This is a genomic window from Variimorphobacter saccharofermentans (genome assembly GCF_014174405.1).
Classification (GTDB): Bacteria; Bacillota; Clostridia; order Lachnospirales; family Lachnospiraceae; genus Mobilitalea; species Mobilitalea saccharofermentans.
Window position 1 is genome coordinate 2,723,840 of record NZ_JACEGA010000001.1, and the last position, 24,902, is coordinate 2,748,741.

Sequence of the window (24,902 nt, forward strand, 5' to 3'; positions counted from 1 at the left end):
TAGCTATGGAATGCCGCATAGGGCTGGAGCAAAAGCCACAGCCCTATGCGTTTTCCTTAGTTTCCCTTCGTTTTTCTCACACCATCTTCATCGACCTCATAGCCGTCGACCTTGGTGCTCTTGGCAAGAGAGCCATCGGCATTGAAGTAATACCACTTGCCGTCGATCTCCAGCCATTTCCCGGCAACCATGATACCGTCTTTGGTGAAGTAGTAGGTTTTGTTGTTACCATTGGCGCCTAAATCCCAAAAGCCTACCAGCATGGTATTGCCGGAATAGAAGCGCCAGTTTCCGGCGTCATCCTTGACCCAGCCGGTTTTCAGGGTGCCGTCGGTGTTGAAGAAATACTTCACGCTGTCAATGGTCTGCGTACCGGTGAGGGACTTGCCGTTCTTGTAGTACAGATACTGTCCAGCGTCATTCAGTGTCCAGCCCTGTGCCGTATCCGGGTCAATGGTCAGCTTGATATAGCGGTGGAGCATGGAAGAAACCTCGGCGCGGGTAGCACTGGATTTGGGATTGAACTTATTGCTTGTGCCGCCTATCATGATGCCTGCCTGCTGCATGGCCGTTACCGCTGTTTTGTAGGTGCTTCCAATGCTGGAAGCGTCCGCATAGGTCGTGGCATTGCGTGTCACAGGCAGGGTGTATCCGGTTGCCTTGGCAAAGTTGGCAAAGATCACTGCGATTTCCTCACGGCTGATCGCCCTGTCGGGTGCAAACTGGCTGTTGCCAACGCCCTGCACAATGCCTTTCTTGTACGCCCACTCAATATAAGGACGGAAGGCGCTGTCCGCTTTCACATCCGTAAAGCTGTTGGTGGTGTACACTTTGGTATCTACATTCGCCAGTCTGCCGAGGGCTGTTACCAGCATTCCCCGCGTCATGGCTGTGTCGGGTGCAAAGGTGGTTTCCGCTGTGCCGGAGAGCAGCCCTCTGCCCACCACATAATCGATGGATTCCTTTGCCCAATGGGTTTTAATATCCGTAAATTTCGCGGACGGCGCGGTGTAGCCGATGCCGTACAGGGAAAAGTGTGTGGTAGTAAACATCACGCAGCCGCTGTTTGCGTCGTAAGCGGAGCCTGCGATGCGGGTTGCATTGCCCTTTGCGTCTACATAGACCGCATACAGGCCGCCGACCGCTTCTCCCTTGGCGGGAGTGTAAGGCACGGAAACCGTAGCTGTACCGCCGCCGAAGGTGGTGACGGTGGCATTTTTGCCGTCCTTGGTGTAGCTGACTGTCAGGTCATAGACCGGGCGTGTGCCGATCATGCCCTTTGCCGCTGCAGACAGCTTGGCGTTGGGTGCAATGGTGATGCTGATGTTGCCGCTGCTCTGCTTCTGGATTTCCGCCAGTGCCTTGGTATCAAAGGAAACGTTCACGGGGGAGCCGTTCAGCTCAAGGCTGGTGACTCTTGCACTGACAAGGCTGTTGAAAGAAGTTCTTGTCAGGGTTGCCGTCAGGGAGGTTGCGCCCTTTGGCATGGTGACATTCAGCGCAACAATGATGCCGTTTGCGGTTTTGCCCTGTGCCTTTGCGTCAGCCTGTGCTTTTGCAATGGCATCTGTTACGGATTTCTCCGGGATAGATGCATTTGCTATGCCGTTCTGGCTTGCTGTTGCCGTGACAGAAGCCGCCGCTGTTACCGGCTGGTTTGGAGTCTTGCCGGGTGTGGTGGTCGTTGGTGTGGTCGTGCTGCTGGAACTTCCGCCGGAGGAGGAACCGCCACCTGAACCACCGGAACCGCCGCCATTGCCTCCGCTGTCACTCGTATCTGTCCAATGGGCATAAATCGTGGTATTGGTACCAAATACAGTGCTTGCGGTCACTTTTGTGCCGCCGCTTGCCGCTGTAAACCAGCCGTCAAAGCGATAGCTGCCGCTGCGGATGGGGGCAGGCAGACTGGTCAGCTTTCCGTCAGTATCTGTCTGCATTGTGGTTGGGGAAACCGATCCGCCGTTTGCGTTTAATGCTATGGTATAAGTCTCTGCACCTGCCGGCTGTATCCGCACATATTTGCTGGCGGTAAAGGTTGCTGCGGTGGGGCTGGTGACTTTCACAGCTGAAGCTGCACTTTCACCAGCGAATACGTCGGGTGTATAACTGCCACCGAAGGATGGCATGGTACTAAAGGCAAAATGCTCGCCGCCTTGGGTTTGGGTTGAGATAATGCCGCCCTCAATGACAATGCTGTTGCCATACAATCCCTTGGATGCGTAGGAGGTCAGATCCAAGCTGCCTCTTTTGATGGTGAGTACCCCATCAGTTTTTAAGCAGCAGGCCTTACCCAAATCTCCATATTCTGTCACAATCAGGCTGCCGCCAATGTCTACGGTAAGAGTATCCACTCCATAAAGGCCTGTGACTGAATCGTATATCGTCAAGCTTCCCTCGCCGGTGATAGAAAGTGATTTTTGGCTTGCAATACCCCCACTCACATTGTAGTCGGCCTCATTCTTCGGATTGTTCGGCGCTGTGCCGATTCTATTTTGCCCTATCAGCTTGACGGTCAAGTCGTCCATCGCAGATATGCCAGTCTCTAAATATGCGGTAGAAAGATTGGAGTAGGGAGAGATGGTCGCATTATTCAGCGTCAATGTCTTGGTGGCCGGGTCGTAGCTTACGCTGCCGCTGATACTCGGTCCCGTGATGTTATCTTTGTTGGTATCCGTGACGGGTGTGTCAAGGATATAAAGTGTTGACGAAGTGTCCTGCTCATAGGTGGCCGTAGCCGTGACCGCTTCATTTGGCATGGGAAATTTTGCGCTCTCGCTATATTCGTCTGTACCGTCTGTAAAGGTAACGGTGGGGCTGATGCTCCACTCCTTAAATTGCTGTCCGCTGGGTGCAGCATCGGCTGTGAGGGTAACGGTTGTTCCTGCCGCTGCCGAAGTTGGGCTAGCTGTGCCGTTTATTACGGTGATGGTGTGGTCAGCTCCTGTGGCAATATTCCACTTGGCATAGTAGACCGTGTTGGTTACAACGCTACCGAAAACAGCTTCATTTTCCAGCGTAGCATCGGCATACCAGCCACCAAAGACAAAACCGAACTTTGTGGGATCGGCAGGCCTTGCCACGTTGTAAGAAGCTTCTCCCCAAAGGTATGTGTCCGCCACGAGGGAGCCGCCGTCTTCTCTGAACAGAGCGCTGCTTGTTGGGGCGGTGAGACCCACACCGCTGTTCAGTGTGCCGTAGGTGGTAATTTTGAGCTGACCGCCGGTGTGCTTCACGTTCCAAGATTTCAGGGTCGCGCTCCCGGTATCATTGAAAATCGCCGTGCCGCCCGATATTTCAAAAAAGTCGGCAACTCCGTCAGCGGTAAAGCTGCCGCTTTTGAGATGCAGTTTATTGATTGCCGTCTCATAGCTTGAAACGGTCAGGTTGGGACCATCAAGGACCAGATCGTCGCCGTTATTCAAACTAAGACCGACATTTGCCCTGACTTCCGAAGGCTTGGTAATTGCCAGTGTTCCTGTTCCGGTGTAAGTTGCGCCACTTTGGTTTCCGGCATAATACGTACCTCCGGAGGCGTTATTACCGTTCACTTGCACAGAAGCGGAATTGATGGCGTAGCTGCCGATAGTCATGCTGCTAAAGAGATAGGCGGAGGTTTCATTTGTATCCACCCAGCAGATGTCTGCACCGCTGCCGGTGAGGGTAAAGTTAGCCGCCTTTTTTGCCATTAGGAATGTGGTGAACGCTCCATACATATTCTGCAAGTCAGTAAAATGTGTACCGCCGGTTACAACCTCGTAATTCTCCGTAGAGGTGCTGGCACTTGCCAAATTCACTGTTACATCGGGCAGACTTGGTTTTGTGATGTTGCCCTCGGAGGCTGCCACAGCTCCGGTGACAGTAAAGCTGCCGCCCTCATTGTTGATTGCCTTGCCGAGGACAGAGCCATCGATGTAGACTGTGCCGCCATTGTTGGTGATGGTGGTCTTGTTATCGGTTCCCGCCAGATAGCCATGTCCGTTCCCATCGCCCTTCACGGTGGTAAAGCTTGCGGCGGAAGCCACTGTAACAGACAGAGTTTTTCCATTACCGTCCAGCGCCTCGTCATAGTTATTCCAGATATTTTTCAGGGTCAGGCTGCCGCTTTGAATTGCGAGAGTTCCACCCTCTGTGGACATGGGGAGCCTTTCATTGCCGCCTACGGCGGTGACAGCGGGGCCATTTACGATGCAGCTGTTACCCTCTATGTCGATGCCGCTTCCGCCGGAGTAGCCATCACCGCCGGTAACGGTCAGGCTGCCTGTACCTGTTAGGGTCAGATTGCCCGCTGCGTAGAGAGCGGAGATTGAAATCGCAGTGATGACATTGGTCGTACCGTTCTTCACCACAAGGCTGAGTGGAACCGCCGAGCTGCGGCTAAAGAGAGGGCAGGCACCCTTGTTCAATTTGTTTTCCAAACCGTAATCGGATACGTCGGCCCCGGTAAGCGTCACGCCGTCCAGGATTACGGTGGCGCCGTCTGCGGTCACCTCCACACCCATGCCGTTCGCTGTGCCGGTGAGGGTGTAAGTGCCTGTGCCTGTGAGCTTGAGCAGCTTGTTGGTGTTGCTCCAAGTCCACGCCGTAGCGTCGCTGCCGCCGCTTTCGTCCGTGGCAGGCAGATTGGCGAGGTTAAAGGTGGCGGTGGCAGTGTCGAAGAAGGTGCCGCCGCCCTTGGCAAAGTGTGTGCCGTCCCACACATAGTCACCAGCGGTCAGACTGTCTGCGGAAGGGGTTGCGTCCGCGGCGCCAACGGTAACATAATCTTTCGTTAAGACAAAACCCTGATCCTCCATTTTGCCATTGGCAGAACCGATTTTTGTCCCCTCCGACAACCTAACAGTTCCGCTGTTTAAGCCAGTAAAGGCAACCTCGTCCGGAAAACTTAAATTCAGTCCGGTTCCCGATTGAAGCTCCAGGATGGAGCCGTCCACCGTCAAAGAACCGGAGTTTGTACTGAAGTGAATACCGCTTCCTGCCCCGCCAGCAATTACGTGGGCATTGTCTTTAAGTGTAATAGCACCACCAGAATTTTGAATGCCCACACTATATATGCTGTTGCTCATTGTCACGGTGCTGTTGTCAATGGTAAGTGAAGAAGCGGAGATGCCTTTGCATCCCGTCATGCTACTGTTTGTATTGGAGATGGTCGCAGTGCTGTCCTTGATGGTTACATCTCCCTGAATACCGGTGTTAGTTCCGGTGTTTGCCACGGATAACACGCTGATGTTCTCTATACGCAATGAACCGATGGCCCAAATGCCGAGTGTGTTGGCACCGCTGTTTTTTACGGTTAGGTTTCCACCGCTGACAACCATGCTCCCATGCACCACCACTCCCGAAGAAGTGGTGGTATTGCGCACTTCAAGTGTTCCTGCACCATTTACCGTCAGCGTTTTATCAGTCGGGACGGTGAGTGTTGCTGAACCGGATGAAAAGTCGCCCAGGGTCAGAATGAAGCCATCTTCAATAATCAGGGTATGGTCGGCCTTTACTTCTACCGCATCGGTCAGGGTGAAGCTTGCCGTCACGGTAATGGTGTCGGCGGTGGTGCTTTCCAAAGCGGTCTTAAGGTCGGTTGCGTTGCCGACTGATGAGGCGCCAGCCCCAAATGGCGCAGCCATGCCCCTTGCCTGCGGCGCAGAAGGTGGCAGTACGGCGGGTTCCGTCTCCACCGTCACGGTGACGGTCGGCGCACGCACACCCTCTGACAGCGTCAAGTCCTCGGGCAAAGCCAGCGTGGGGGTAAACACATAGTCCCCCTCGACATCGCCGTCATAGGGCTGATCGGAAGTCCAGCAGGTCACATCCACGGTGGTTTCTTCCGTGATTTCCTTCGTTTCTTCCTGCTGTTCCTGTTTCTGCGCTTCGCTGCCCGTGGCAGTGTCATCACCGCTGACAGTCGCTGTAACAGCGGAGCCGGTGGTGGTCGTTACCGTTTTTGTCACGATGACCGTCAGTTTCTTCGGCAGGTTGAGCTTATTCTCCGCAGTGCCGAGAACCACCGTCTGTACGGCAATATCCTCATCTAACGCCGCAAAGGCGGTGATTGCGCCGGAATCCTTTGTACCTGTTTCGGCAAAGGCTGTTACCGGCAGCATGGTTACCACCATGCACACCGACAGGAACAGACTGCCGATTTGTTTCCATGTTTGTTTCATTTCTCTCGTTACCTCCATTCTAAGTGTTGTTTTCGGAGCCTGTTTCGTCCGTCAACAGTGCCATAAGCGCATCAAGGCTCAGGCTTGCGCCGTTTGTCCAGTAGACGCGGCTGCCGTCCGTGCGGGGCAGGTGGAGCGTCTGGATTTCGGCAAACTTCGGGTCGTGCAGCTTCGGGGTCAGCTCCAGCATCAAGAGAACACCGTTATCCAGCTTCACGTTGATTGCATTGGGATTGCCGTCATTGATTTCGGCGCTGATAATTTTCCGTCCGTTCATCCCGAATTCCCCCTCACCATCTGCAATATCTCAGCACAGGAGAGGCTGGGACCGCCGACCCAGTAAACCCGGTCGCCGTCCGTTTTCGGCCTGCAAATACGGTCATCCTCAAGCAGCTCTGTAAATGCCAAATCGTGCGCCTTTTCGGTCAGCGGAAGTAAAACGGTCTGCTCATTTGAAAATGTAATATCCAGAAAAATACCGGATAAGTCATCCCCCTCCCAGTGTGTCCCGACCATTCGTATTTTCACCCTGTCACCCCCTTTGCGCCGAGAGGAACAGGCTGACCATTCGTTCCCATGCTTGTTTCATCTACTCAATCCTCCTGTCTTTGTTTTGCCGGGCATTTCCATGGGACAGCAGCATATCCAGAATCTCCTTCAGGGTAAGGGCCGTCCCTCCGGGCCAACAGAGCCGCTCCCCATCGGTGTAGGGTTTGCAGAAATCCCCGCTTTCGATGAGGGCGGCATAAGTCGGCTCGTGGATTTTGTCCCCAAGCTCCAGCAGGATGGCGTGCCCACTCTCCAGCGTAATGCCGAAGCTGTCCCCATCAAATGCCTCTACCCGGATGATTTCGTGCTTCTCCTCAGCAATTCGTTCCAGTCGCATTTTCTTAACCACCTCCTAAGCACAATAGCGTGGAATTTACCTTCTATTTCATTTTTCTTCTGGTTTTCTTGAAACCTTCTATAGTGTAACAGGCAATTTTAACCTTGTGCGCGCGATTACAAAATTGTAATCGCACACATTTCATGCTATAATGCTGGTAGAATGACAGGCAGAAAAGGAGGGGTAATCCATGCGAAAAGCACATATTTTAATGGTTGAGGATGAGCAGAAGGTCAGCAGCTTTAACCGTGAATATTTGGAAGGACAGGGCTATACTGTTTCGACAGCCGAAACCATTTCAAAGGCACGATTTTTGTTGGAAGAATATACGCCGGATTTGGTTTTACTGGATGTCATGCTACCGGATGGCCTGGGCTTTGATTTCTGCGCCGAGCTGCGGCAAAAAACAAACGCCCCTATTATCTTCCTGACAAGCAGGGATGAACAGGACAGCGTTATAAAAGGGCTTATGCAGGGCGGCGATGATTACATCGCCAAGCCATATGATTTGAGAATTCTGGGAGCGCGGATTGCTGCGCAGCTTCGCCGCAAGGGAATTGAGTTCGCAGGGCGGATTGAATTACCGCCCATGTCGATTGATGTGCTGTCCGGCATTGTCACGCTGGAGGGAAGGCAGGTTTCTCTGCCGCCCAAAGAATTGCAGCTGCTTTGCTGCCTTGCACTGTCAGCTGGACAGCGCATCAGCGGTGAAGAGCTTTACCGGCGCACATGGGGCACCGAGCAGGGCGACTGGAAAAGCATTGTTCCTGTCAATATTTCCAGACTGCGCAAGCGGATTGGTTTGGATGATGCCAGCGTTTTTGAGATCAGCAATACAAAGCAAATGGAATATGTTCTGCGCAAGATACGCTTTACCTAAAAAATGCCGGGAACAGTTTTGAACTGCTCCCGGCATTTTTTCAACTTAATTATGATAACGGCAGAGAAAATGTAAAGGCTGTGCCTTTTCCAAGCGCACTCTCTACCCGGATATTGCCGCCGTGCTCCTCCACAAGATATTTGCAGATATAAAGCCCCAGTCCGGTGCCCGTTTTGCCGCTCCCCGGCCGATATCGGATGAAAAGATGTGATAACTCATCGGGTGAGATTCCCGCACCCGTGTCGGATACCGACACATCCATAAACCCATTTCTTTCCTTTGCGGCAATGGTGACTTCGCCCTGCTCGGTATGCCGCAGGGCATTGGCAATCAAATTCACCAATACCTGCGTTATACGACCGGGGTCACAGGCCACCACCGGCAAATCAAGCTCTGCATGGATTTCCAGCCGGTTACCGGCTTTGTTCAGAATGGGAAAGTGCATTTCTACCGCATTGTAAATCAACTCGTCAATATGGCAGGGACGTTTATCTACCGTCAGCCTGTTTTCCTCGATACGGGTCACGTCCAGCACCTGTCCCACCATCAGCGCCAGCCGGTCTGCTTCTGAAGAAATAATGCGTGATTTGTCGCGCGCGACTGCCATTTTCTCCCCGACAAGCTGTGCTCCCAGTAATTGTGCGTGCCCGGATACCACGGTCAGCGGCGTTTTTAACTCATGGGATACATTGCCTAAAAACTCCGTTTTCATCCGGTTTAAGTCCTCCAGTGCCGCATTTTCGACAGCCAGCTTTTGTTCCGCCGCCTTTGCCTCAGACAGCACCCGGTTATTCATGATAAACAGGGAAATTGCCTGTGCCAGAACAAAGACCAGCATGGCCATTTCTGTCAGCGGCTTTTTGGGGAGCGTTCCAAATCCATGGCTGTACATCAGAATATCATGGAATACCGCCAGAAAGAAAACGGCGATTCCATAGGCAGCCGCCGTCTGCTCCCGGTCGGGGCGGCGCATGGTGTAAAGCACGCCTGTAATGCCCGGAACAATACACAAAATCAGCAGAATCTGATAATACGTTAGCACGGAGGTATAGAGCAGGGAATCTCCAAACAGCACGCACAGTCCGTATATTCCGGCACCGGACAGCATCACATACTTAACAAGATGAAGAAATTTCCCCTTTGCATATTCTCCAAGATAAAGGGAGAGAAACACCGCCAGCAGGACGATAGTGAGATATTCCAGCCGGAAGGACAACGCCCCGGACAGGGGGAAGTCAGTCCATGCCTGACTGGTCAGGATTTCCCGAAGGGCAATGTCAAAGCAGGCAAGGGCAAAATACAGGGTTGCTTTCGTGTGGGCAAAGAGCAGATAAATGCCAAGCAGCAGAAGTCCCGCACTGAGCAGTGCGCCGAACATCGCCAGCCCTATATTCTTACGCCCGGCAATGCCATTGAACTCTGTCCCCACCGGGCTTACCGTCAGCTCGGCCAGACTTGCCCCCTTCCCGGCATAATAGAACTGCGCGCTGTGGAGGATGATATCCATTTTTCCATCCTTGGGGGCGGCACTGACGGTGATGTTGTTTTCCCAAACCTCCGTATCCCGCTTGGTTGTGCCCAGCCTTCCGGTCTGCCCGGCAAGCTTATGAATCAGGGTTCGGATATGCGTCACCTCCTTTTGGTTTGTTTGGTTCGTACCATGCTATCCCTTCTTCGCATCCTGTGATGCGGGTTCTCTTCCGTTGCCCTTCCGCCTATCCTCCGGCCGTGCGGCATCTCTCGGAACCAGCCACACGCCTGCGATTTTCTGTGCGTCTTTAATACGGCCGTTGACACAATGGTAAACCACCATTCTTGGGGTAAGCCCCCACTTGTCCGCCGCCTCCTTTACACTAATCCATTCCATGGTTTTCCTCCAAATCCGTACTCTTTATGATTTATTATATTTCATTTTGAAGAAATATTCAAGCAAAAGAAATAAGGATTTGGTAAAATCAGACTTTATACACGGACAGGGTGAATTTGTTTATAACCATAAGCTATTGGTTCTTATCTAACCTTATTTTCGCTGTTTATAGCCAGTTCACATGAATAGTTCAAGGGGGTACCAAACTGGACTCCGCCCCCGTCCACTGTAGAAAAAGAGAGTTAGGGAATGGCACAAGATAGGGTACTCTCAGTCTGTCAAATATTCTTTGAGGTTTCATATACTTTGACAGCGCAGCAATTTGAACGGGGGTGCAAAAAACAGACCGTATTGGCCTATCATAACAATCGGAGCACTCTATTTCATCTTCCTGCACTTTTTCAGATGAGCTTGGTTTCTGCTCTGTTTTTGTCTTTTCAGCGAGTGTATCGAATGTGATGTACTTTACAGCATGACCTTTTGACTGCATTTCTTCGTCAGGTGTATTTATATCATCTCTGTGTTCTTCACCAGAGGTATTATCATAATCAGATGCCGGGGGCTGCTCCACAAAGAGCAAGGTATAAAGGTTCGAGCTTTGCCCACGGTTTTTATCCCGGAAACGGGCGGCTTTTTCAAGATAGCCTGCGTCTACAAGCTCTTTTAAGGCTCGTTTCACAGTGGATACGGAGATATGGAGTTGTTCGGCCATAGTCGGAATCGCCGGAAAACAGGTTAGGTCTTTATTGGACCGGTCAATCAAATAAATCAGCACGGAAAGCGCACGGCTTTTCAGACTGCTGGCATATGCCCGTTGTTTTAGTTCAGCTTGCTTTGTCATCATCAATATCCTCCTTACGCCGGAGCATTACGCTCCGGCGATATATTTTGTCAGCATGGTTTTATATGTTTTGGCATTGCTCATACCGTCTGTAAGTTCAGGCTGGTACTCTAAAAACAATACTTTGTGAAAATCATTTTGCAAAAAGGCCGAGTAGTCCCCCTTCACCTTTTCATGGGTAAAAGGGCATAGTACATAGGCGTCCATGGTTTCCAGCCTTTTCAGCAAAAGCATGGAATGGGGAAGCTCATAGGGTTTTGTTCCGCAGACCGCCAGCAGCATATCGGCGGTCTGTACTGTTTCGTTCAGGCTTGTCATAATGCCAATGTCGTGAATAATGAAGTTTGCAGGCTCTTTGAGGGGGGAATTGCCGTAATACACACCATCCAGCCGCCAGCCGTCACCAGTCTGCTCCATGTCGTAATCAGCCGCCATGCCGGTCAAAATGCCGCTGTCGTTTTCTTCTATATAATAAACAGAAGCCCCCACAGCGGCAAGCCATGAGGACAGACCGATTGCCGTGGTGGTTGCTCCCATTCTCGGCTGTGAGGAAATCACGGCGATATGGATATTTTCACAGTCAAACCGATACCTTTTACAGCCCTCCGCTTTTTTAGCCCGTTCCTTGGGTTGATAGCGTGTCATTCCCTGCTCACTCAGGCACTCGGCTATCTCACACTGGATAGCGGCAATTTCCGTATCGCAGACGATATTGCCCACGCCGCTGTTCAAGAGCGCTTGAAACAGGCTGCTATCCTGTCTTAACCCTTCACAAATTACAGTGATTCGGGGACCGTACATGGTCAAAAATTCTTCGATGGCTTCGGCAAATTCCTCGTCACTGTCCCCAAAGGCAATGCGATCCAGTACCACCTCGGTAAAGTGAGAAAAATTACGCATATCGTAGATGATAAACTGCTTGAGTACAAAATTGCCCACCATTTTCTTGATGGGCAGTTCACTGCCACTTTCATAAAATCCTGTGAAATCCAGCAGGTTGGTGTGCTGTGTAGATGAAAGATATAAAATCATGTCGTTTCCCTCCTGTTAGTTTCCTATCGCCCAAAAAGGACCGCCTGCGGCAGCACCTTTGCGGGCCTCATTCATAATCAGCGACAAATCCCACTCCTGCTGGCTGCGTTTATGGCTGGCAGGGTCGGCTACAAGGATTTTCCCCTCGCTGGTAACACCCCGCAGGACGATAAAATGTCCGCTGGTCGTAAAATGCCCCTTACTCATAATGGCAACCACCAGCTTGCCGTTTGATAAGGCGTCCACAATATCCTGTGCGGATAAATCCCCCTTGCAGGATAATCCATAGCTTTCAGCCGCAGCCGGTATCAAGCTGTGATAAGAACCGTTCCCCTCACAGCGGTGTCCGTTTTTTACAGACCATTTGGAAAGCTCTATGGGGTCGTGTGCCGTGCCGGTCAGGGTGGATATGACAATGGACATGGAGGTGGGACCACAGCCCGCCTCTCCGATGGTACTGGACTGTCCATACATGACATTTGCCCAGCGTTCATCAAGCTGGTTGTAGTAGATAACCTCCATGCCCCCGTCCGTAAACACCACGCCGTCATAGCTCTGTCCGCTCCCATCAATGTAATCCTGCTCATAAATGCCAAGAATCTGATTGTATCCGTAATTGATCTGTAAGTCTTTCATGGCGTCCAATTCATCACCCATCGCCCACTCTGCGAATATGGATAATGGGCTGGTCAGGATATAGAGAATCAGCGAAATCAGCAAAAGCAGGGCAATGATTGGTGCTAAAATAATACAGAGCAGGCGCTTTCGCACCTGCTCATCGGTTACGGCCTGTGCCGCCAGTTGTGCCAGTATTTTGGCGGTAATCGGGTCTACTGCCATGGAACACCTCCTATGGTTCTGTGGATAAAGCGGGCTTTCCTTTATCTTCCTCCCGCTTTTCCCATATACATCATCTTGTAATCCGGGATTTCAAAGTTGATATGCAGCCGCTTTGCCCCCACCATAAATAGGGCATGACCACGCTTTCTTGCCAGCAAAAGCTCCTGCTCTGCTTCCGTCAGATCGTAGAGCTTGGCGGTTTCTTTTAGGTTGGGGCCGTCCGTTCCCATCAGTAGCTTGTAGCAGGGCACATCCAGCAGGGCCTGCCCATACTGCTTGATGCTTTCCGAAAGAAAGTCAATCACGCTGTGGGAGATGATCCCCAGCGCAGCCTCATATTTTCTTGCCCGCTTCATGGCATTTCGCAGATAGACAAGGGATTGCGGCACCTTTTGGTCAATCATCAGATACGCTTCATCACAAATGAGCAGCACTCTCTCATCACGGTTCCGGCTCATCTGCTCCCAGCAATAGGTAAGAATATTGAAATACTGTGTCCGTTTGATACTGTCGCTGGTTTCCTGCAAGGCATTGGTATCAAGACAAATAAAGGGGCTGTCACTGACAATGGTGCTGTGACCGTTCCAAATGAAGCTATCCGCACCCTCGGCAATATCATACAGAAGCAGGGACAGGTCGGCATATGCCTGTCTGTCCTGTTCGGTATCCGCTTTCCCCTTAACAAGCGTATAAAGGTCGGAGAAAATCGGGAAATCCTCCGGCTTCAAAGAGGTAATGTCGGTATCCCATGTGATATGGAACTTTCTGTATAGCTCCACAAGACTTTTCTTCAAGACCGCTTTCTGCATATCCGTAAGGCTTGGGATATACAGGCTGAAAAAGATTTCAAGGTTTTTCATATGAAGAGCCAGGTCGTTCATGCCATAGCCTTCGTCACGGTACAAACGGTCGGTTTCCTTTTCCTGCTCATCATCACGGGGGGATGGACGGACCTGCAAGGGGTTAATCCTGCCTGTGGAACCTCCCACGGCATTGATCCAGCCATTGCCAAGGCCAAGGTTGTAGCAAAGGTCTTTATATTCTGATTCGGGGTCTACCACAAGGATTTTCGTGCCTTTCATGTACTCGGATAAGATAATATGCTTGATAGCGGTAGATTTTCCTACGCCGGAATTGCCCATGATGACAAAATTGCTGTTGGTGCGGTCGCTTCCGCGTTTCCAAATGTCCACAACGACAAGACTGCCGCTTGCGTCCTGTGCAAAATAATAGCCCTCTCCGTCATTAAAGCCGGAGCTGGCAAAAGGAAAGCCGCCCACAAAGGTAGACAGGGGAACGATTTTTTGCAGGATGCTTTCTATCTTGCCTTCAGACGGAAAGGACGGTGAGATGTGTTGAAAGCACTCCTTTTGCAGATTGGGAATGACACGCATTTTGCACTTCAAGACACTTATCATGCTTTCCGCACGTCGGCAGACCTTTTTGAAGGTGCGGTCATCCTTGGCAATGGGCATGACCGAGACATTCATAAGCCCTACGGTTTCACCCTCACGGTCAATCTGCATGATGATCTTCTCGCCGTCCTCGGCCGCTTTCTCCGCACGTTGACGGGTCAGCGGGTCTTTTGCACCCTCGGCAAAGCCGCGCTGCTGAACCACGCTTCGGGAAATGGCGTTAATTAAGGTGGCATTATCCACCGGCTTAAAGCCGATGGATACAATAGTGGACGGTATATTTGTGATTTTGGACAGCCATTCTGTTTCCACCTTTTGGGGGTAGCGGATCAGTCCGTAAATCTTACCGAAGTTCTCTCCCACGGAAAGGCTGTTTTTCGTAAATTCCAGCCCCATGGGGGTAATGACATTGAGCAAAGCTGTATTCGTAATATGACGCTCTTGAACGGCTTGTTTTTTAGGCATAAAAGTCCTCCTTTAACATAGGGATACTGGCCTCAAACTCCGTATCCTCCAGATGGGTGTAGGACGGATTGTTTATGAGGTTCAAAAGCCGTACAATCTCCTTTTCTGCCAGTACATCGCAGCCAATTCCATTGGTGGTAAACTTCTCTGCCAGAAGGGATGCCCGCTTAAATAAGTCTTTTTCCACACCGTCCTCGCACCGATCCCACATGGAGATATAAAACTGACGCTCCACGATTTCGCCGGACAAGGCGTAGCTGCTCATCTGCAAAATCTCCTGCCGCAACAGCTCCTTGCGTCGGTCATCGGCGGTTTTAAGCATTCCCTGCATATCAGCGATCAGGGGAGAAATATCCACGGGCCTGCTGACCGCCATGAACTTAAAGGGGTACTGAATATCGGACAGCTCTGCGGTAAGCTGCCGAATCAAGACACTTTTTTCAGCTTTGCTGAATAGATCAATGCTGATTGAGTGGATACGCAGATAAATCAGAACCAACCCATCTTTGGTATATAGGTATTTGTCTTTTACATCCCGCACATTGATAAACTGCTGTGCGGTCTGCATGGATATGGCCGCTTCGTCTGATACCGGCCGTTTCTTAGCCGTTTTCAGGAACAAAAGCAAAAGGGGCTGTCGCACTAAGTAATTAGTGCGTAGCTCCTTTTTCAAATAAAATAAATCCCAAACTTCGAAAAGTAAGGGATTTATGGTAAAATATTAGTATGCTAATACAAAATAATTTACATAAAAATTATACTTCATTTCAGAGTGGATATCAATTAAAACTTCCACTAAATCTCGAATGTATAATCTCAGAAAATGATTCCGTTCGATTACTAAGTCAGTTTGTGGAGGAAATGGATTTGACTGACTTATATTCTACTTACGAAAGAGTAAGAGAAAATTCTGTATCGCCTAGAACACTTCTAAAGATTGTACTTTATTCTTACATGAATGGTGATTACTCTTCACGCTCCATGGAGCTTAATTGTAAGAGGGATATTAATTTCATGTTTCTATTAGAAGGTGCAAATGCTCCTGACCATGCAACTTTTGCAAGATTTCGAAGTATTCATTTTGCACCCTGTTCAAAGCGTATCTTTGCTGAAATGTCTAACCGCCTTTATAATCTAGGTGAAATATCAGGTGAGACTATTTTTATCGATGGTACAAAGATAGAAGCAAGTTCCAATAAATATACATTTGTATGGAAAAAAGCTGTTTCAAAAAATCAGGCAAAGCTACTTCTAAAACTGGCGGATTTGATAGCTGATTGCGAGCAACTGTATGATATAAAAATAGTTTATGGAAATACTGTAAAAATGAAGCACGTTAAGAAGCTGCGCAAGAATCTTTACACATTAAAAGAACGTGAGAACCTTGTCTTTGTTCATGGAATCGGCAAGAGAAAGTCCCCGCTTCAAAAAAGCATTGAAGCATTGGAGGAGTATCTGGCAAAGTTAAAAGAATACAATCAAAAGATATATATTTGTGGTGAAAGAAATAGTTATTCTAAGACAGACCATGATGCTACCTTTATGAGAATGAAAGAAGATGCTATGAGAAATGGACAATTAAAACCTGCGTACAATCTGCAGCATGGAGTTGATTCTGAATATATCACTTGGCTTACCATTGGGCCACAGCCAACAGATACAACAACTCTTATTCCATTTTTAAAAGAGGCTGAGGAATACTTGAAATTTAAATATAAAAAAATCATAGCAGATGCTGGATATGAAAGTGAAGAAAACTACTTATTTATTGAAAGTAATGGACAAACTTCATTTATAAAACCTGCTAATTATGAAATATCCAAAACACGAAAGTATCAACAAGATATAGGAAGAATCGAAAATATGGATTATGATAAAGAAGAGGATGCTTATATTTGTCGTAATGGAAAAAAATTAAACGTTGAATATATCAAACACTCCAAATCAAAAACAGGATATATGAGCGAAAAAACAATTTATACAAGTAGTGATTGTAGTGGATGTTCCTACAAAAACGATTGTATCAAAGGAAATAATTGCAAAACACCTTTTGAAGAACGAAATAAAGTTCTTCAAGTAGCAAAAAAGTTTATAAAACAAAGGCAAGAAGGTCTTGAGCGAATACTTTCAGAGGAAGGGATACTGCTAAGAATGAATCGTAGTATACAAGCAGAAGGTTCCTTTGGAGATTTAAAGCAAGACATGCAATTCAGACGTTATCTAAGTAAAGGCACATCAAATGTTCTGGCAGAAAGTGTGCTTCTTGCTATGGCGAGAAACATAAACAAACTACATAATAAGATTCAAAATGGAAAAACTGGAATGCATTTATTCCCAATTAAAAGTGCATAGATTTTAAAATGTCTAAATAAAATTTCAAGGCCTATTATTAGGTCTATTAAATTACATCATTTTTAAGAAACATAGATGGAACTAAGATGAAACAGATAATAAAAGGCTATTTTCAGGAAAAAGGAAGCTGTCGCTTCACGATTATTTAATCGTTAAAGCGACAGCCCCTCTTATTCTCTTCTTAGTTCTTCTGCTTTTGACTCTTCCTGTTGCTCTTGTATATATTTCTTTATCGCATCTTCGGTGATATTTCCGACGGTTGACACATAATACCCTCTTGCCCAAAATGACTTATTCCATTTGTTCAGTTTCTCAGGGTACTTATCATACACCATTAATGCTGACTTGCCTTTCAGATACCCTACTATTTGTGACACACTATACTTGGGTGGAATACTTATACATAGATGTACATGGTCTTTACAAACTGCACCTTCTACTATTTCCACTTTCTTATAATCACACAATTTCTTTAAGATCTCTCTTACATCTGCTTTTACCTGACCATATAATACCTTTTGCCTGTACTTGGGTATGAACACTATATGGTACTGGCATTTCCACCTACAATGTGATAAACTTTTACTGTCCATTGGATGTCTCCTATGTATTTTGATTTTGGCTTGCGACACCATTATCATTATAACATAGGAGGCTTTTCTATTGTCCTCTGCGCTACTGCTTATTCCATTCTCCCCAGCTTAGCTGGGGGATTAGTGTTTTCATTTAAAAAGGAGTCTAATTCTCTCATTTTTGGCATAATTGCCATTGTTTGTGACACAAGACCTTTTCCGATATTAATTTTATTTTTCTCAATTATTTCTTGTTCAGACTCAGCATAAACTGCCTGTCTACAGGGTACTGCGAAAATGGTAGGCGTCCTACCCGGAATTAGTTTACGTGCAACTGTATCAGGCCTTATGTGGTCATTATTACTTGGTAACCCAATTACCATATCAATCAGGAACTCATCGAATTTTTCATATCTACCAACAATCTCATCGACAGACGCAAACTTCTCAACCCTAAGTTCTCCGCTTGAAATAATAGCCGTAATCCATCCACCTTTGCATCCATCTACTCCAATACATAATGAGTCCATTTTTAACCTTTTGCCTGTATTATGATTTTCATTACCTTTCAGTGGATGCTTTAATGCTACATTAACAATATGAGTAATGTTCTGCTCACCAGCAAATCGCCTAGGATTTGCAAAATCATCTGTTAACGGTAACCATACCAACGGATTGGCTTCTGCAATTAATTCCTTCTCACCGGACAACTTCCCTACATATAGCTCCAAGATAAACTCTTGATGATAATATGTAATATCCATCAGTCGATACAAACGGATATCTTCTCTCGAAATACCAGTCTCTTCATATAATTCCCGATATGCAGCAATTGTGCTTTCTTCACCGACATCCACTTTACCACCTACAAAATTGTAAAGACCTATGTATGGATCCTTCATTCTTTTGCAAAACAGTATTTTTGATTTATCATCATTAAACACTACAATACAATTACATTTCTTCATAATTAAATCCATTCCTTCCAAACATCCAGCAGTATCCGATTGCTATCTGCTTTCTCTTCGTACAATTGGAGTTCATTATCATTTTGGTTACTTTACCCCAAGTTCAAATATTTTCCAGCAGTTCAAGAGCTTTTATTGACTCCTGCTCTACCTTACAATTATGCTTTAGCATAAATTCAAAAATCTCACTATATTTTTGAAGCCTTTCTGATTTCATAGCCTTCCTATCGTTAACTGTCAATTCTTTATAAAGCCCACAATTATAATATCTTTCCAATGTATCAATATCCATTTCTAATGGTTGAAAGGGTATTCCTGTTTTATTCTTTAAATTCTCAAGTATTGAAAACCCATAGACATCAAGATCTCCTTTGTGATAGTATTCCTTTTCTTGGTTCTGTGAGAATAACAATTTCAGAAATTGCTGTTTTGATAAATTATGAAATCCACCGAGATATATGAACATACTATCACCATCTTCGGAATCATGGTATGTTGTTAAGTTTTCAACTGTTATAATCTTATCAGCATTGACTTCAATTCTAATAATATCACCAAGTGCTGAATTTGGAATTGCAATTCCACCATTCATATCAGACAAATCAATATTTGAATTTTTATATGTTAATGTGGTATTTCCTTTAATCAATACATAGGTTGGATTGTCAAACAGGTTATATACTTCCAATATTCTTTCTTTTTCAACTACGACATCTGTGTAATCAAACAGAATACTCTCTATGATTGGACGCAACTTCTGGAATTTCTTTGAATCCCTAAATACTGCCGTTGAAAAATTTCGAATATAAGTCTCCTGATCTAAATTTATTACAGAGCTTAGCGTAAGCAATACTAAGTCTAATTTCCGGTCGTCAAACTTAATATCATAAGGGAGCTTCTTATATTCTTCCAATTGCTTTGTGAAATCTTTAATCACCTTGCAAATGATCGCATTATTGTTACTCTGATAACGTTCTAAAACTATCTTCATTTTATCGCACAATTCTGGAACACTCATTCTTCCAGCAAAAGCATAAGCGTCTTTTATTGCATCAAGGTTTAATTTTACTTTAGTATATTTCCCAGAAACATCTTGAATCGTATAAATAATTTTTTGTTGCTCCAATTTTTCTATAGCAACGTTAATATCCCTATAGGCTTCATGATCATAACGGTCAATGTACTCTTTATATTCTTTTGCTGGTTCTATTTGAATAGCTCTTATTTCATTATTATCTTTAGCAAATGACTCTCTTCTCTCATATATATCCAATAGCTTTTCAAGAAGCAATTTATAATATTTTTTCATACAATCACACTCCTTCAAAAGCTGCAATAGCATTTCTTGAGCCGTGTTTTACGATAGAATATGTTATATCACAGTATGGAAAAATGGACGTACATTTTTCCGGCGTTGCAATCAATACTAACTGTAAGTTTAGATCACAGAACATTTTCATCATTGGTTCTATGCGGTCACTTGTCATGTTATTAAATGCTTCATCCAATAAAACCAACCTAATACAATTATCATTTTGCTGATATATCTGTAGCAATGAAGCACAAATTGCAACATAAAATGGTGCCTGGTTTTCACCACCACTTCCATCTCCACTAACCTTTGATAGTTGAACTTCCAATCCGGTTACAGCATTTTTTACTATAATGTCATAATCCAGATAGGTACGATAATCAACATAGGTAGAGATGCTCTTCGCTCCATTTTTTTGTCCTGTAAGTGTCTCTTGAGCATGATTTTCCACATCGACCATAATTCTTTGCATAAATTCTTCTATCTGGCTCTCAAATATCTTAGACTCATTTGTTGCAAGAAATGCCATAATTTCGTTTTCTTCATCAATCTGCTGATTGTCCTTATCCATGATAATATTATAAAAAATACTCATTTCCTTATCTTTGCTACCATCAATAGAAAATCTGTAACTTTCCTCTCCATAAGAAAGATGTTCCATAACTTTATTTAAGCCGCGGAACTGCTGCCTTGCTCTTAGAATATCATCTTTCATGCGGAATAAAACTTCTTTACGGAATCGTTCTTTACATCGTATTTGAGCTTTTTTTAATGCATCTTTGTGCTGTTCAAGTGCGATGTTTATTAGTGATGCATAAGCCTGCTGATACCTAGCATCACCATCTAGTCCTTCAGGATAGTCACAAGCATATGTGCCTGTATACTTTCTTTGAAGCGGAATCAAATCTGCATTCATGTATTTATTAAATGCGCTCAAATCCTGGTTTATCCTATTTCCAAAGTTATTTACAATTGCTGATGCTTTCTTTGTCTTTCGTTCCTCGTTATACTTTTTCTCCACAACATCTATAAACGCAGCATGTGATTTTATGATCAGGTTATATTCTTCCTGAGCCTCATCAATATTTTGCTGTAATCCACCAATAACTAGCTTCGCATTGTTAATTAGATTTTCTGCATTTAGCTGCTCACCCTTAACATCTGTGATCAACCCTATTAATTCTGAATGCTTTTTTTCGCATTCTTCTACTCGGTTATACATAGCCATAAGAATCGGATTCTTTTTGAATTCTTCAATCTGTTTCTTAATTTCTGATATGGATGCATACAATTTATCTGCTTCCTTTTTAGCACCACAATATTCTTCTAATTCAAGAAGTGCATTACCTGATATAAACTGTCTATGCATATTATCCAACACAGTATATTGTGTTTTTCTATTTTCTGTCTCCTGCTGTTCCTGTCTTTTATCCTTTAGCAGTGTTTTTGAATTTTCCAATTGTTGCTGTAATGCATCAATACCTATGTAACGTTCCAGTCTATGCATTCTTTGTAAGCAGTAACTCTGATAACGTAGACGATCTTTTGTAATACTTTTCTTATACAGTTCCAGATCCTCTTTTGTTTCACAGCAGACAACACCACCCATAAGATAATCAGCATATGCTCTCGCATATGGATTCTTAGACTCAACAGTAAATGCCAGCATTTTTTCATTTGATACAGTTATATTATTACGCTTCATTAAACGTACTGTATCTACTAAACCTATTCCCCGAACACTATCCTGTAGAGAAACAAAAACAGTTTTTGCTATCAGATAATCCTCCGGTGCAATAATAATATTGAAACGCTGATTATTCAGATAACTTTCAACCGCATCCTGCCATTGTAAATCATTCATATATAATAATTCACAGAATAATTTTGCATTAGGTTGTCTTCCAAGTTCTATCAATTTATTATTAATAGAATCTCTTACCAATTCAGCCTCTTTTGGATAGCACATAAATCCAGCTTCAAGTTTCTTAATTTTTCCGAGTAACTCATCCAGCTCGCCGCGCAACTCTTTCAAACGGTTACGAATAGCTGCATCATTGTCCTTTATTGCTTCAGCAATATCTGATAGTGCTTCCCTAGATACTTTAATTGCTGTTAATTTTTCTTCTAATGAGGCATCTTCATCTTCTATGATTTCAATATTCCATTTGCAATCGATATTTAATAATACCAACTGCTTTCTGAGCTTTTGCATTTGTTCCAATATTTCATCAAACTTGGCGGCATTCCTTATTAGCTTACTATATTCATTACTCTTTGACTTCTCTTCTTCCTCTAAATATGAAAGGGCTTTATTCTCCTGATTATCATCAACATCTTTTCTTGCATTGTAAAGCTGCTTATCTGCTTCCTTTTCTTTCTCATTCAGCTCTTGCAACTTATTCTCGCAGATTTTTATCGTGGATTTTGCTTGTAGGATTCTACTATTTTCTTCTTCCTGCTGTTCTATTGCATCTTGTAATTTTGCATAACTAACTAAAGCTTCATTCACTTTCACTTTGGAATCAAGCTCTTTAGCTACTTGCATTTTTTCATTAATATCCGCTAATAGTTTTTCCCTTTCCTGCGCTTCTTCTAAAATCTCCTGTAATCGTTCCAATTCCTGCATATCTTTATGCAGTATTTCAACATTGATCTCCGGCTCGGGCAAAATGTATGTATAAATAAACTTTCTAATATCATTAATATCTTCAAGACTGGTTCCCATATGAAATACTTCATTGAACTTCTTTCCGATCTGTGAGTCTGCATCCCCTATTCCCAGCACTCGGCAAATTCTTCTTCTGGCTTCAGCCTGCCTTGAACGGTTAAAAAAGATGCCGCTTGTACTTATTACCACCTTGGAGGATTATATTTCCGACATCATCGCAGCATGATATGCACAAAATCTGTTTTCTCCATAAATATCACCCGTGTCCAGTAGCCGCACATTACTGCATCCACCAAGACATCTTACTGCATATTCACAGCTGCCGCATTTACCCTGAAGCTGCCTGGCCGTCATGTTTCTTCTCCAGGCAAATGAGTTCTCGTCCTCCCATATATCCATCAATGAGCGCTCACGGATATTGCCCTCAATGAACTTCGCGTTGCGTATGGAAGTGCAGCCTATCACATCTCCATTGCTCAAAATTCCAAAGCTACGGATTCCGGCATTGCATCCCTCCCAGAGGGGTGTTGCTTCGGAGTGTGCGGCAATCTTGCGCGCAATAGCCTCCTTATGTGTATAGTACCCTATGGTATCTGGCAGAGTAATCAAGATCCTTCCTTCTATGTTGGTTTCATATGCAAAATCGATAATTTTCTTGATATCCTGTGGCTGAACTATCATGTCCTTATGCCTTAATAGGTTTCCTTCGGGCAGACCAGTCTGTAGCTGCCAGTAAGCTACACCCAGTCTGATCAATTCTTCTTTCAATGCAGGAAGCTCATTGATATTGTTCCTCATAACTGTTGTAATCGCACTCGTGACAAAGCCCGCCTCGCGTGCGAGCCGGAATGCCTCTTCACATTTTTCATAAGTATTTCCCCCACGGATATGATTATGGGTTTCTCGTAATCCATCGATACTGATGGAGAAGTTTGTAACTCTAGTCCCTTTCATTTTATTTATAATTTTATCGTCAACCAATGTTCCATTTGTAATAATGCAAATATTCACTCCTACATCAGAAAGTCTCTGAAGAATGATATCCCAATCTTTTCTGAGAAATAGTTCTCCTCCCATCAAGGATACCCACCGCAATCTCATAGCACCAATCTCTTCCGCTACCCTTAAAGCTTCCGCTGTTGTAATCTCATCCGGCCTTGCTGCCTTGCAGGAAGAGCCGCAATGCGTGCAATGCAGGTTGCATTCCATTGTAAGCTCCCATACACATGTCTCTGGTGTATACTTCATCTTGATTCTCCATTTCCGCGCTTATATTTTTGCGCTAATAAAGTTTGTTCCAAGGATGACGCATGCTATGTAACACTGACGGTTCTTTGAACATAATAACCGTAATTATCAAAAGCATATAAGATCACCTCATTTTGAGTTGCATAATCTACAAACACTTTACCAGTCAGGCTATAATGCACTTCAGCTCCCTGCAGGCTTGTTGTGATATATGCAGCTCCGGTCACATTCCATTCCATCTCAATTCCATTGATTGTTACCACATGTGGCTCCGGAGGATCATCCCCTCCATATACACTTCCTACAATAGGCGTACTAGTCATACGATTGACCATCGTGACCGGAATAAAATCATCTTCTTCAAGCCCTGCCATCAGGGTATAACATCTTGAATTTTGTATCACCTGCCTGGAAGAATGCCTTGCAGTAAATGAATTAACCACAGGCATATCATAACCTATACACTGATATGTTGTATCGACGACACCCTTCTTCTTTACAAATAAAGTAATATCCGTATGAGGTTGATTCGGATATGGGTATACCAGGCTTCCCGCTGCATCCAGATTAGTAAACCTATCAATCCACCGGGCATCTGTATTCTTCGTATCCCAGGAGAGAATCAGACCCGTTGTCCCGGCTCTTGCTTTCTCCAGCTGATATGATAATATGTATTGAAATGTCATCTCATAGGCCTGATCCACAGTATAATCTGCAGGATTCACTACTTCAAGAAGATATTGCCCTCCCACCTTAGCTTTTGCTTTGATGGAATCTATCGGGTTGACCGCTCTGCCATTCAAGGTAACCTTACACCCGTCACCAAAATCATCTACTTCCCAACGCAGTGTTATATCGTCATCAACATTGTATTCGACCGATGGTCCCAGAAAATATTTGATAACTGGCTGAGCTACTTTAATCAGAGGACACTGATATCTGCTATCATCATCCAGTCTTCTGATATGAAGGTTAGCCATCCCTCTGAACGGATTGCAATCAATCTGTGATATCGTAATTGCAATACCGGTATTGTTCTTCATCACCATTGTCTCCGGCGGAAAGAGACACCAATAAATATTATCCCCACTTGCAATCTTGGTAATACTCCACTTACAGTCATCACCCAGACTCATCGTAATTAGGTCAATATCTTTCGCTGCCACAAGGTCTGATGCATCATCCCCACAATCAAAGTGTAGGTAAAATGCAGAAAGATCCTCCTGCATCTTGGCATTCGCTGGCGGTAGATCCTCAGCTGTGAGTTTCAAATCATTACGCATTGTTATATCCCTGCCGCTATAGTTGTTCAGATATAGAACCCTCTGATTTCTATAGGAAACCGTCACATTTTCATTATTAAATTTATAGCTGATACTATCCATAAGCATCCTC

Annotated in this window: 19 protein-coding genes; 2 read left to right on the forward strand and 17 right to left on the reverse strand. The window is 45.3% G+C overall.

Translation table 11 applies throughout. The features are described 5' to 3' along the window. Positions 1-56: 56 nt before the first annotated feature. From H0486_RS11955 to H0486_RS11970, 4 genes are all read right to left on the reverse strand, one after another. The gene (locus tag H0486_RS11955; protein ID WP_228353207.1) at positions 57-6,158 is read right to left on the reverse strand and encodes an S-layer homology domain-containing protein; all 6,102 of its coding nucleotides are present in this window, start codon (positions 6,156-6,158) and stop codon (positions 57-59) included. 19 nt (positions 6,159-6,177) lie between these two features. Then, a complete protein-coding gene (locus H0486_RS11960; protein WP_228353208.1) occupies positions 6,178-6,435 on the reverse strand; it encodes a hypothetical protein in 258 nt (85 codons plus the stop codon). After that, positions 6,432-6,686, reverse strand: coding sequence for a hypothetical protein (locus H0486_RS11965; protein ID WP_228353209.1), 255 nt, complete (start codon positions 6,684-6,686; stop codon positions 6,432-6,434). Before H0486_RS11965 ends, H0486_RS11960 begins: the two co-directional genes overlap by 4 nt. A gap of 61 nt (positions 6,687-6,747) precedes the next feature. Then, a complete protein-coding gene (locus H0486_RS11970; protein WP_228353210.1) occupies positions 6,748-7,044 on the reverse strand; it encodes a hypothetical protein in 297 nt (98 codons plus the stop codon). A 190-nt stretch (positions 7,045-7,234) separates the two neighbouring features. Here H0486_RS11970 and H0486_RS11975 point away from each other — a divergent pair, with 190 nt between their 5' ends. Next, complete coding sequence (locus tag H0486_RS11975; protein ID WP_228353211.1) at positions 7,235-7,924, forward strand: response regulator transcription factor; 690 nt, start codon at positions 7,235-7,237, stop codon at positions 7,922-7,924. Between the two features lie 49 nt (positions 7,925-7,973). Here the strand turns inward: H0486_RS11975 and H0486_RS11980 are convergent, their stop codons facing one another. The 7 genes from H0486_RS11980 to H0486_RS12010 all read right to left on the reverse strand — a co-directional run bounded on the left by H0486_RS11980 (position 7,974) and on the right by H0486_RS12010 (position 15,057). Beyond that, entirely contained in the window at positions 7,974-9,431 is a 1,458-nt protein-coding gene (locus tag H0486_RS11980; RefSeq protein WP_228353212.1) for a sensor histidine kinase, read from the reverse strand. Positions 9,432-9,587: 156 nt separating this feature from the next. Then, entirely contained in the window at positions 9,588-9,791 is a 204-nt protein-coding gene (locus tag H0486_RS11985; RefSeq protein ID WP_228353213.1) for a helix-turn-helix domain-containing protein, read from the reverse strand. A gap of 190 nt (positions 9,792-9,981) precedes the next feature. Further along, a complete protein-coding gene (locus H0486_RS11990; RefSeq protein WP_228353214.1) occupies positions 9,982-10,635 on the reverse strand; it encodes a helix-turn-helix domain-containing protein in 654 nt (217 codons plus the stop codon). 24 nt (positions 10,636-10,659) lie between these two features. Continuing rightward, on the reverse strand, positions 10,660-11,664 hold the full coding sequence (locus tag H0486_RS11995; RefSeq protein WP_228353215.1) for a hypothetical protein: 1,005 nt from the start codon (positions 11,662-11,664) through the stop codon (positions 10,660-10,662). A 15-nt stretch (positions 11,665-11,679) separates the two neighbouring features. Continuing rightward, complete coding sequence (locus H0486_RS12000; protein ID WP_228353216.1) at positions 11,680-12,504, reverse strand: C39 family peptidase; 825 nt, start codon at positions 12,502-12,504, stop codon at positions 11,680-11,682. A 41-nt stretch (positions 12,505-12,545) separates the two neighbouring features. Further along, the gene (locus tag H0486_RS12005) at positions 12,546-14,384 is read right to left on the reverse strand and encodes a VirB4 family type IV secretion system protein (protein WP_228353217.1); all 1,839 of its coding nucleotides are present in this window, start codon (positions 14,382-14,384) and stop codon (positions 12,546-12,548) included. Further along, positions 14,377-15,057: a hypothetical protein gene (locus H0486_RS12010; protein WP_228353218.1), complete on the reverse strand. Its 681-nt coding sequence runs from the start codon at positions 15,055-15,057 to the stop codon at positions 14,377-14,379. The genes H0486_RS12005 and H0486_RS12010 overlap by 8 nt, the downstream gene beginning before the upstream one ends. 53 nt (positions 15,058-15,110) lie before the next feature. On the opposite strand from H0486_RS12010, the gene H0486_RS12015 reads away from it, so the two are divergent. After that, positions 15,111-16,736 carry an IS1182 family transposase gene (locus tag H0486_RS12015; protein ID WP_228353219.1) on the forward strand — a complete coding sequence of 542 codons (1,626 nt, stop codon included), beginning with the start codon at positions 15,111-15,113 and terminating at the stop codon, positions 16,734-16,736. A gap of 170 nt (positions 16,737-16,906) precedes the next feature. Here H0486_RS12015 and tnpA read toward each other — a convergent pair whose 3' ends face one another. From tnpA to H0486_RS12045, 6 genes are all read right to left on the reverse strand, one after another. Then, a complete protein-coding gene (tnpA, locus tag H0486_RS12020) occupies positions 16,907-17,329 on the reverse strand; it encodes an IS200/IS605 family transposase (RefSeq protein ID WP_228353220.1) in 423 nt (140 codons plus the stop codon). A gap of 89 nt (positions 17,330-17,418) precedes the next feature. Next, positions 17,419-18,288: a DUF429 domain-containing protein gene (locus tag H0486_RS12025; RefSeq protein WP_228353221.1), complete on the reverse strand. Its 870-nt coding sequence runs from the start codon at positions 18,286-18,288 to the stop codon at positions 17,419-17,421. A gap of 91 nt (positions 18,289-18,379) precedes the next feature. Beyond that, on the reverse strand, positions 18,380-19,585 hold the full coding sequence (locus tag H0486_RS12030) for a Wadjet anti-phage system protein JetD domain-containing protein (RefSeq protein ID WP_228353222.1): 1,206 nt from the start codon (positions 19,583-19,585) through the stop codon (positions 18,380-18,382). 4 nt (positions 19,586-19,589) lie between these two features. After that, entirely contained in the window at positions 19,590-22,376 is a 2,787-nt protein-coding gene (locus H0486_RS12035; protein ID WP_228353223.1) for an SbcC/MukB-like Walker B domain-containing protein, read from the reverse strand. A gap of 81 nt (positions 22,377-22,457) precedes the next feature. After that, complete coding sequence (locus H0486_RS12040; protein WP_228353224.1) at positions 22,458-23,507, reverse strand: radical SAM/SPASM domain-containing protein; 1,050 nt, start codon at positions 23,505-23,507, stop codon at positions 22,458-22,460. Between the two features lie 65 nt (positions 23,508-23,572). Continuing rightward, a complete protein-coding gene (locus tag H0486_RS12045; protein ID WP_228353225.1) occupies positions 23,573-24,892 on the reverse strand; it encodes a hypothetical protein in 1,320 nt (439 codons plus the stop codon). Between the last annotated feature and the right edge of the window lie 10 nt (positions 24,893-24,902).

What these genes read in the sequence shown, in the direction of transcription:
- H0486_RS11955 (WP_228353207.1), bottom strand. Translation starts at nt 6,158, where the DNA reads ATGAAACAAACATGGAAACAAATCGGCAGTCTGTTCCTGTCGGTGTGC.
- H0486_RS11960 (WP_228353208.1), bottom strand. Translation starts at nt 6,435, where the DNA reads ATGAACGGACGGAAAATTATCAGCGCCGAAATCAATGACGGCAATCCC.
- H0486_RS11970 (WP_228353210.1), bottom strand. Translation starts at nt 7,044, where the DNA reads ATGCGACTGGAACGAATTGCTGAGGAGAAGCACGAAATCATCCGGGTA.
- H0486_RS11975 (WP_228353211.1), top strand. Translation starts at nt 7,235, where the DNA reads ATGCGAAAAGCACATATTTTAATGGTTGAGGATGAGCAGAAGGTCAGC.
- H0486_RS11980 (WP_228353212.1), bottom strand. Translation starts at nt 9,431, where the DNA reads ATGGATATCATCCTCCACAGCGCGCAGTTCTATTATGCCGGGAAGGGG.
- H0486_RS11985 (WP_228353213.1), bottom strand. Translation starts at nt 9,791, where the DNA reads ATGGAATGGATTAGTGTAAAGGAGGCGGCGGACAAGTGGGGGCTTACC.
- H0486_RS11990 (WP_228353214.1), bottom strand. Translation starts at nt 10,635, where the DNA reads ATGATGACAAAGCAAGCTGAACTAAAACAACGGGCATATGCCAGCAGT.
- H0486_RS11995 (WP_228353215.1), bottom strand. Translation starts at nt 11,664, where the DNA reads ATGATTTTATATCTTTCATCTACACAGCACACCAACCTGCTGGATTTC.
- H0486_RS12000 (WP_228353216.1), bottom strand. Translation starts at nt 12,504, where the DNA reads ATGGCAGTAGACCCGATTACCGCCAAAATACTGGCACAACTGGCGGCA.
- H0486_RS12005 (WP_228353217.1), bottom strand. Translation starts at nt 14,384, where the DNA reads ATGCCTAAAAAACAAGCCGTTCAAGAGCGTCATATTACGAATACAGCT.
- H0486_RS12015 (WP_228353219.1), top strand. Translation starts at nt 15,111, where the DNA reads ATGCTAATACAAAATAATTTACATAAAAATTATACTTCATTTCAGAGT.
- tnpA (WP_228353220.1), bottom strand. Translation starts at nt 17,329, where the DNA reads ATGGACAGTAAAAGTTTATCACATTGTAGGTGGAAATGCCAGTACCAT.
- H0486_RS12025 (WP_228353221.1), bottom strand. Translation starts at nt 18,288, where the DNA reads ATGGATTTAATTATGAAGAAATGTAATTGTATTGTAGTGTTTAATGAT.
- H0486_RS12030 (WP_228353222.1), bottom strand. Translation starts at nt 19,585, where the DNA reads ATGAAAAAATATTATAAATTGCTTCTTGAAAAGCTATTGGATATATAT.
- H0486_RS12040 (WP_228353224.1), bottom strand. Translation starts at nt 23,507, where the DNA reads ATGAAGTATACACCAGAGACATGTGTATGGGAGCTTACAATGGAATGC.
- H0486_RS12045 (WP_228353225.1), bottom strand. Translation starts at nt 24,892, where the DNA reads ATGGATAGTATCAGCTATAAATTTAATAATGAAAATGTGACGGTTTCC.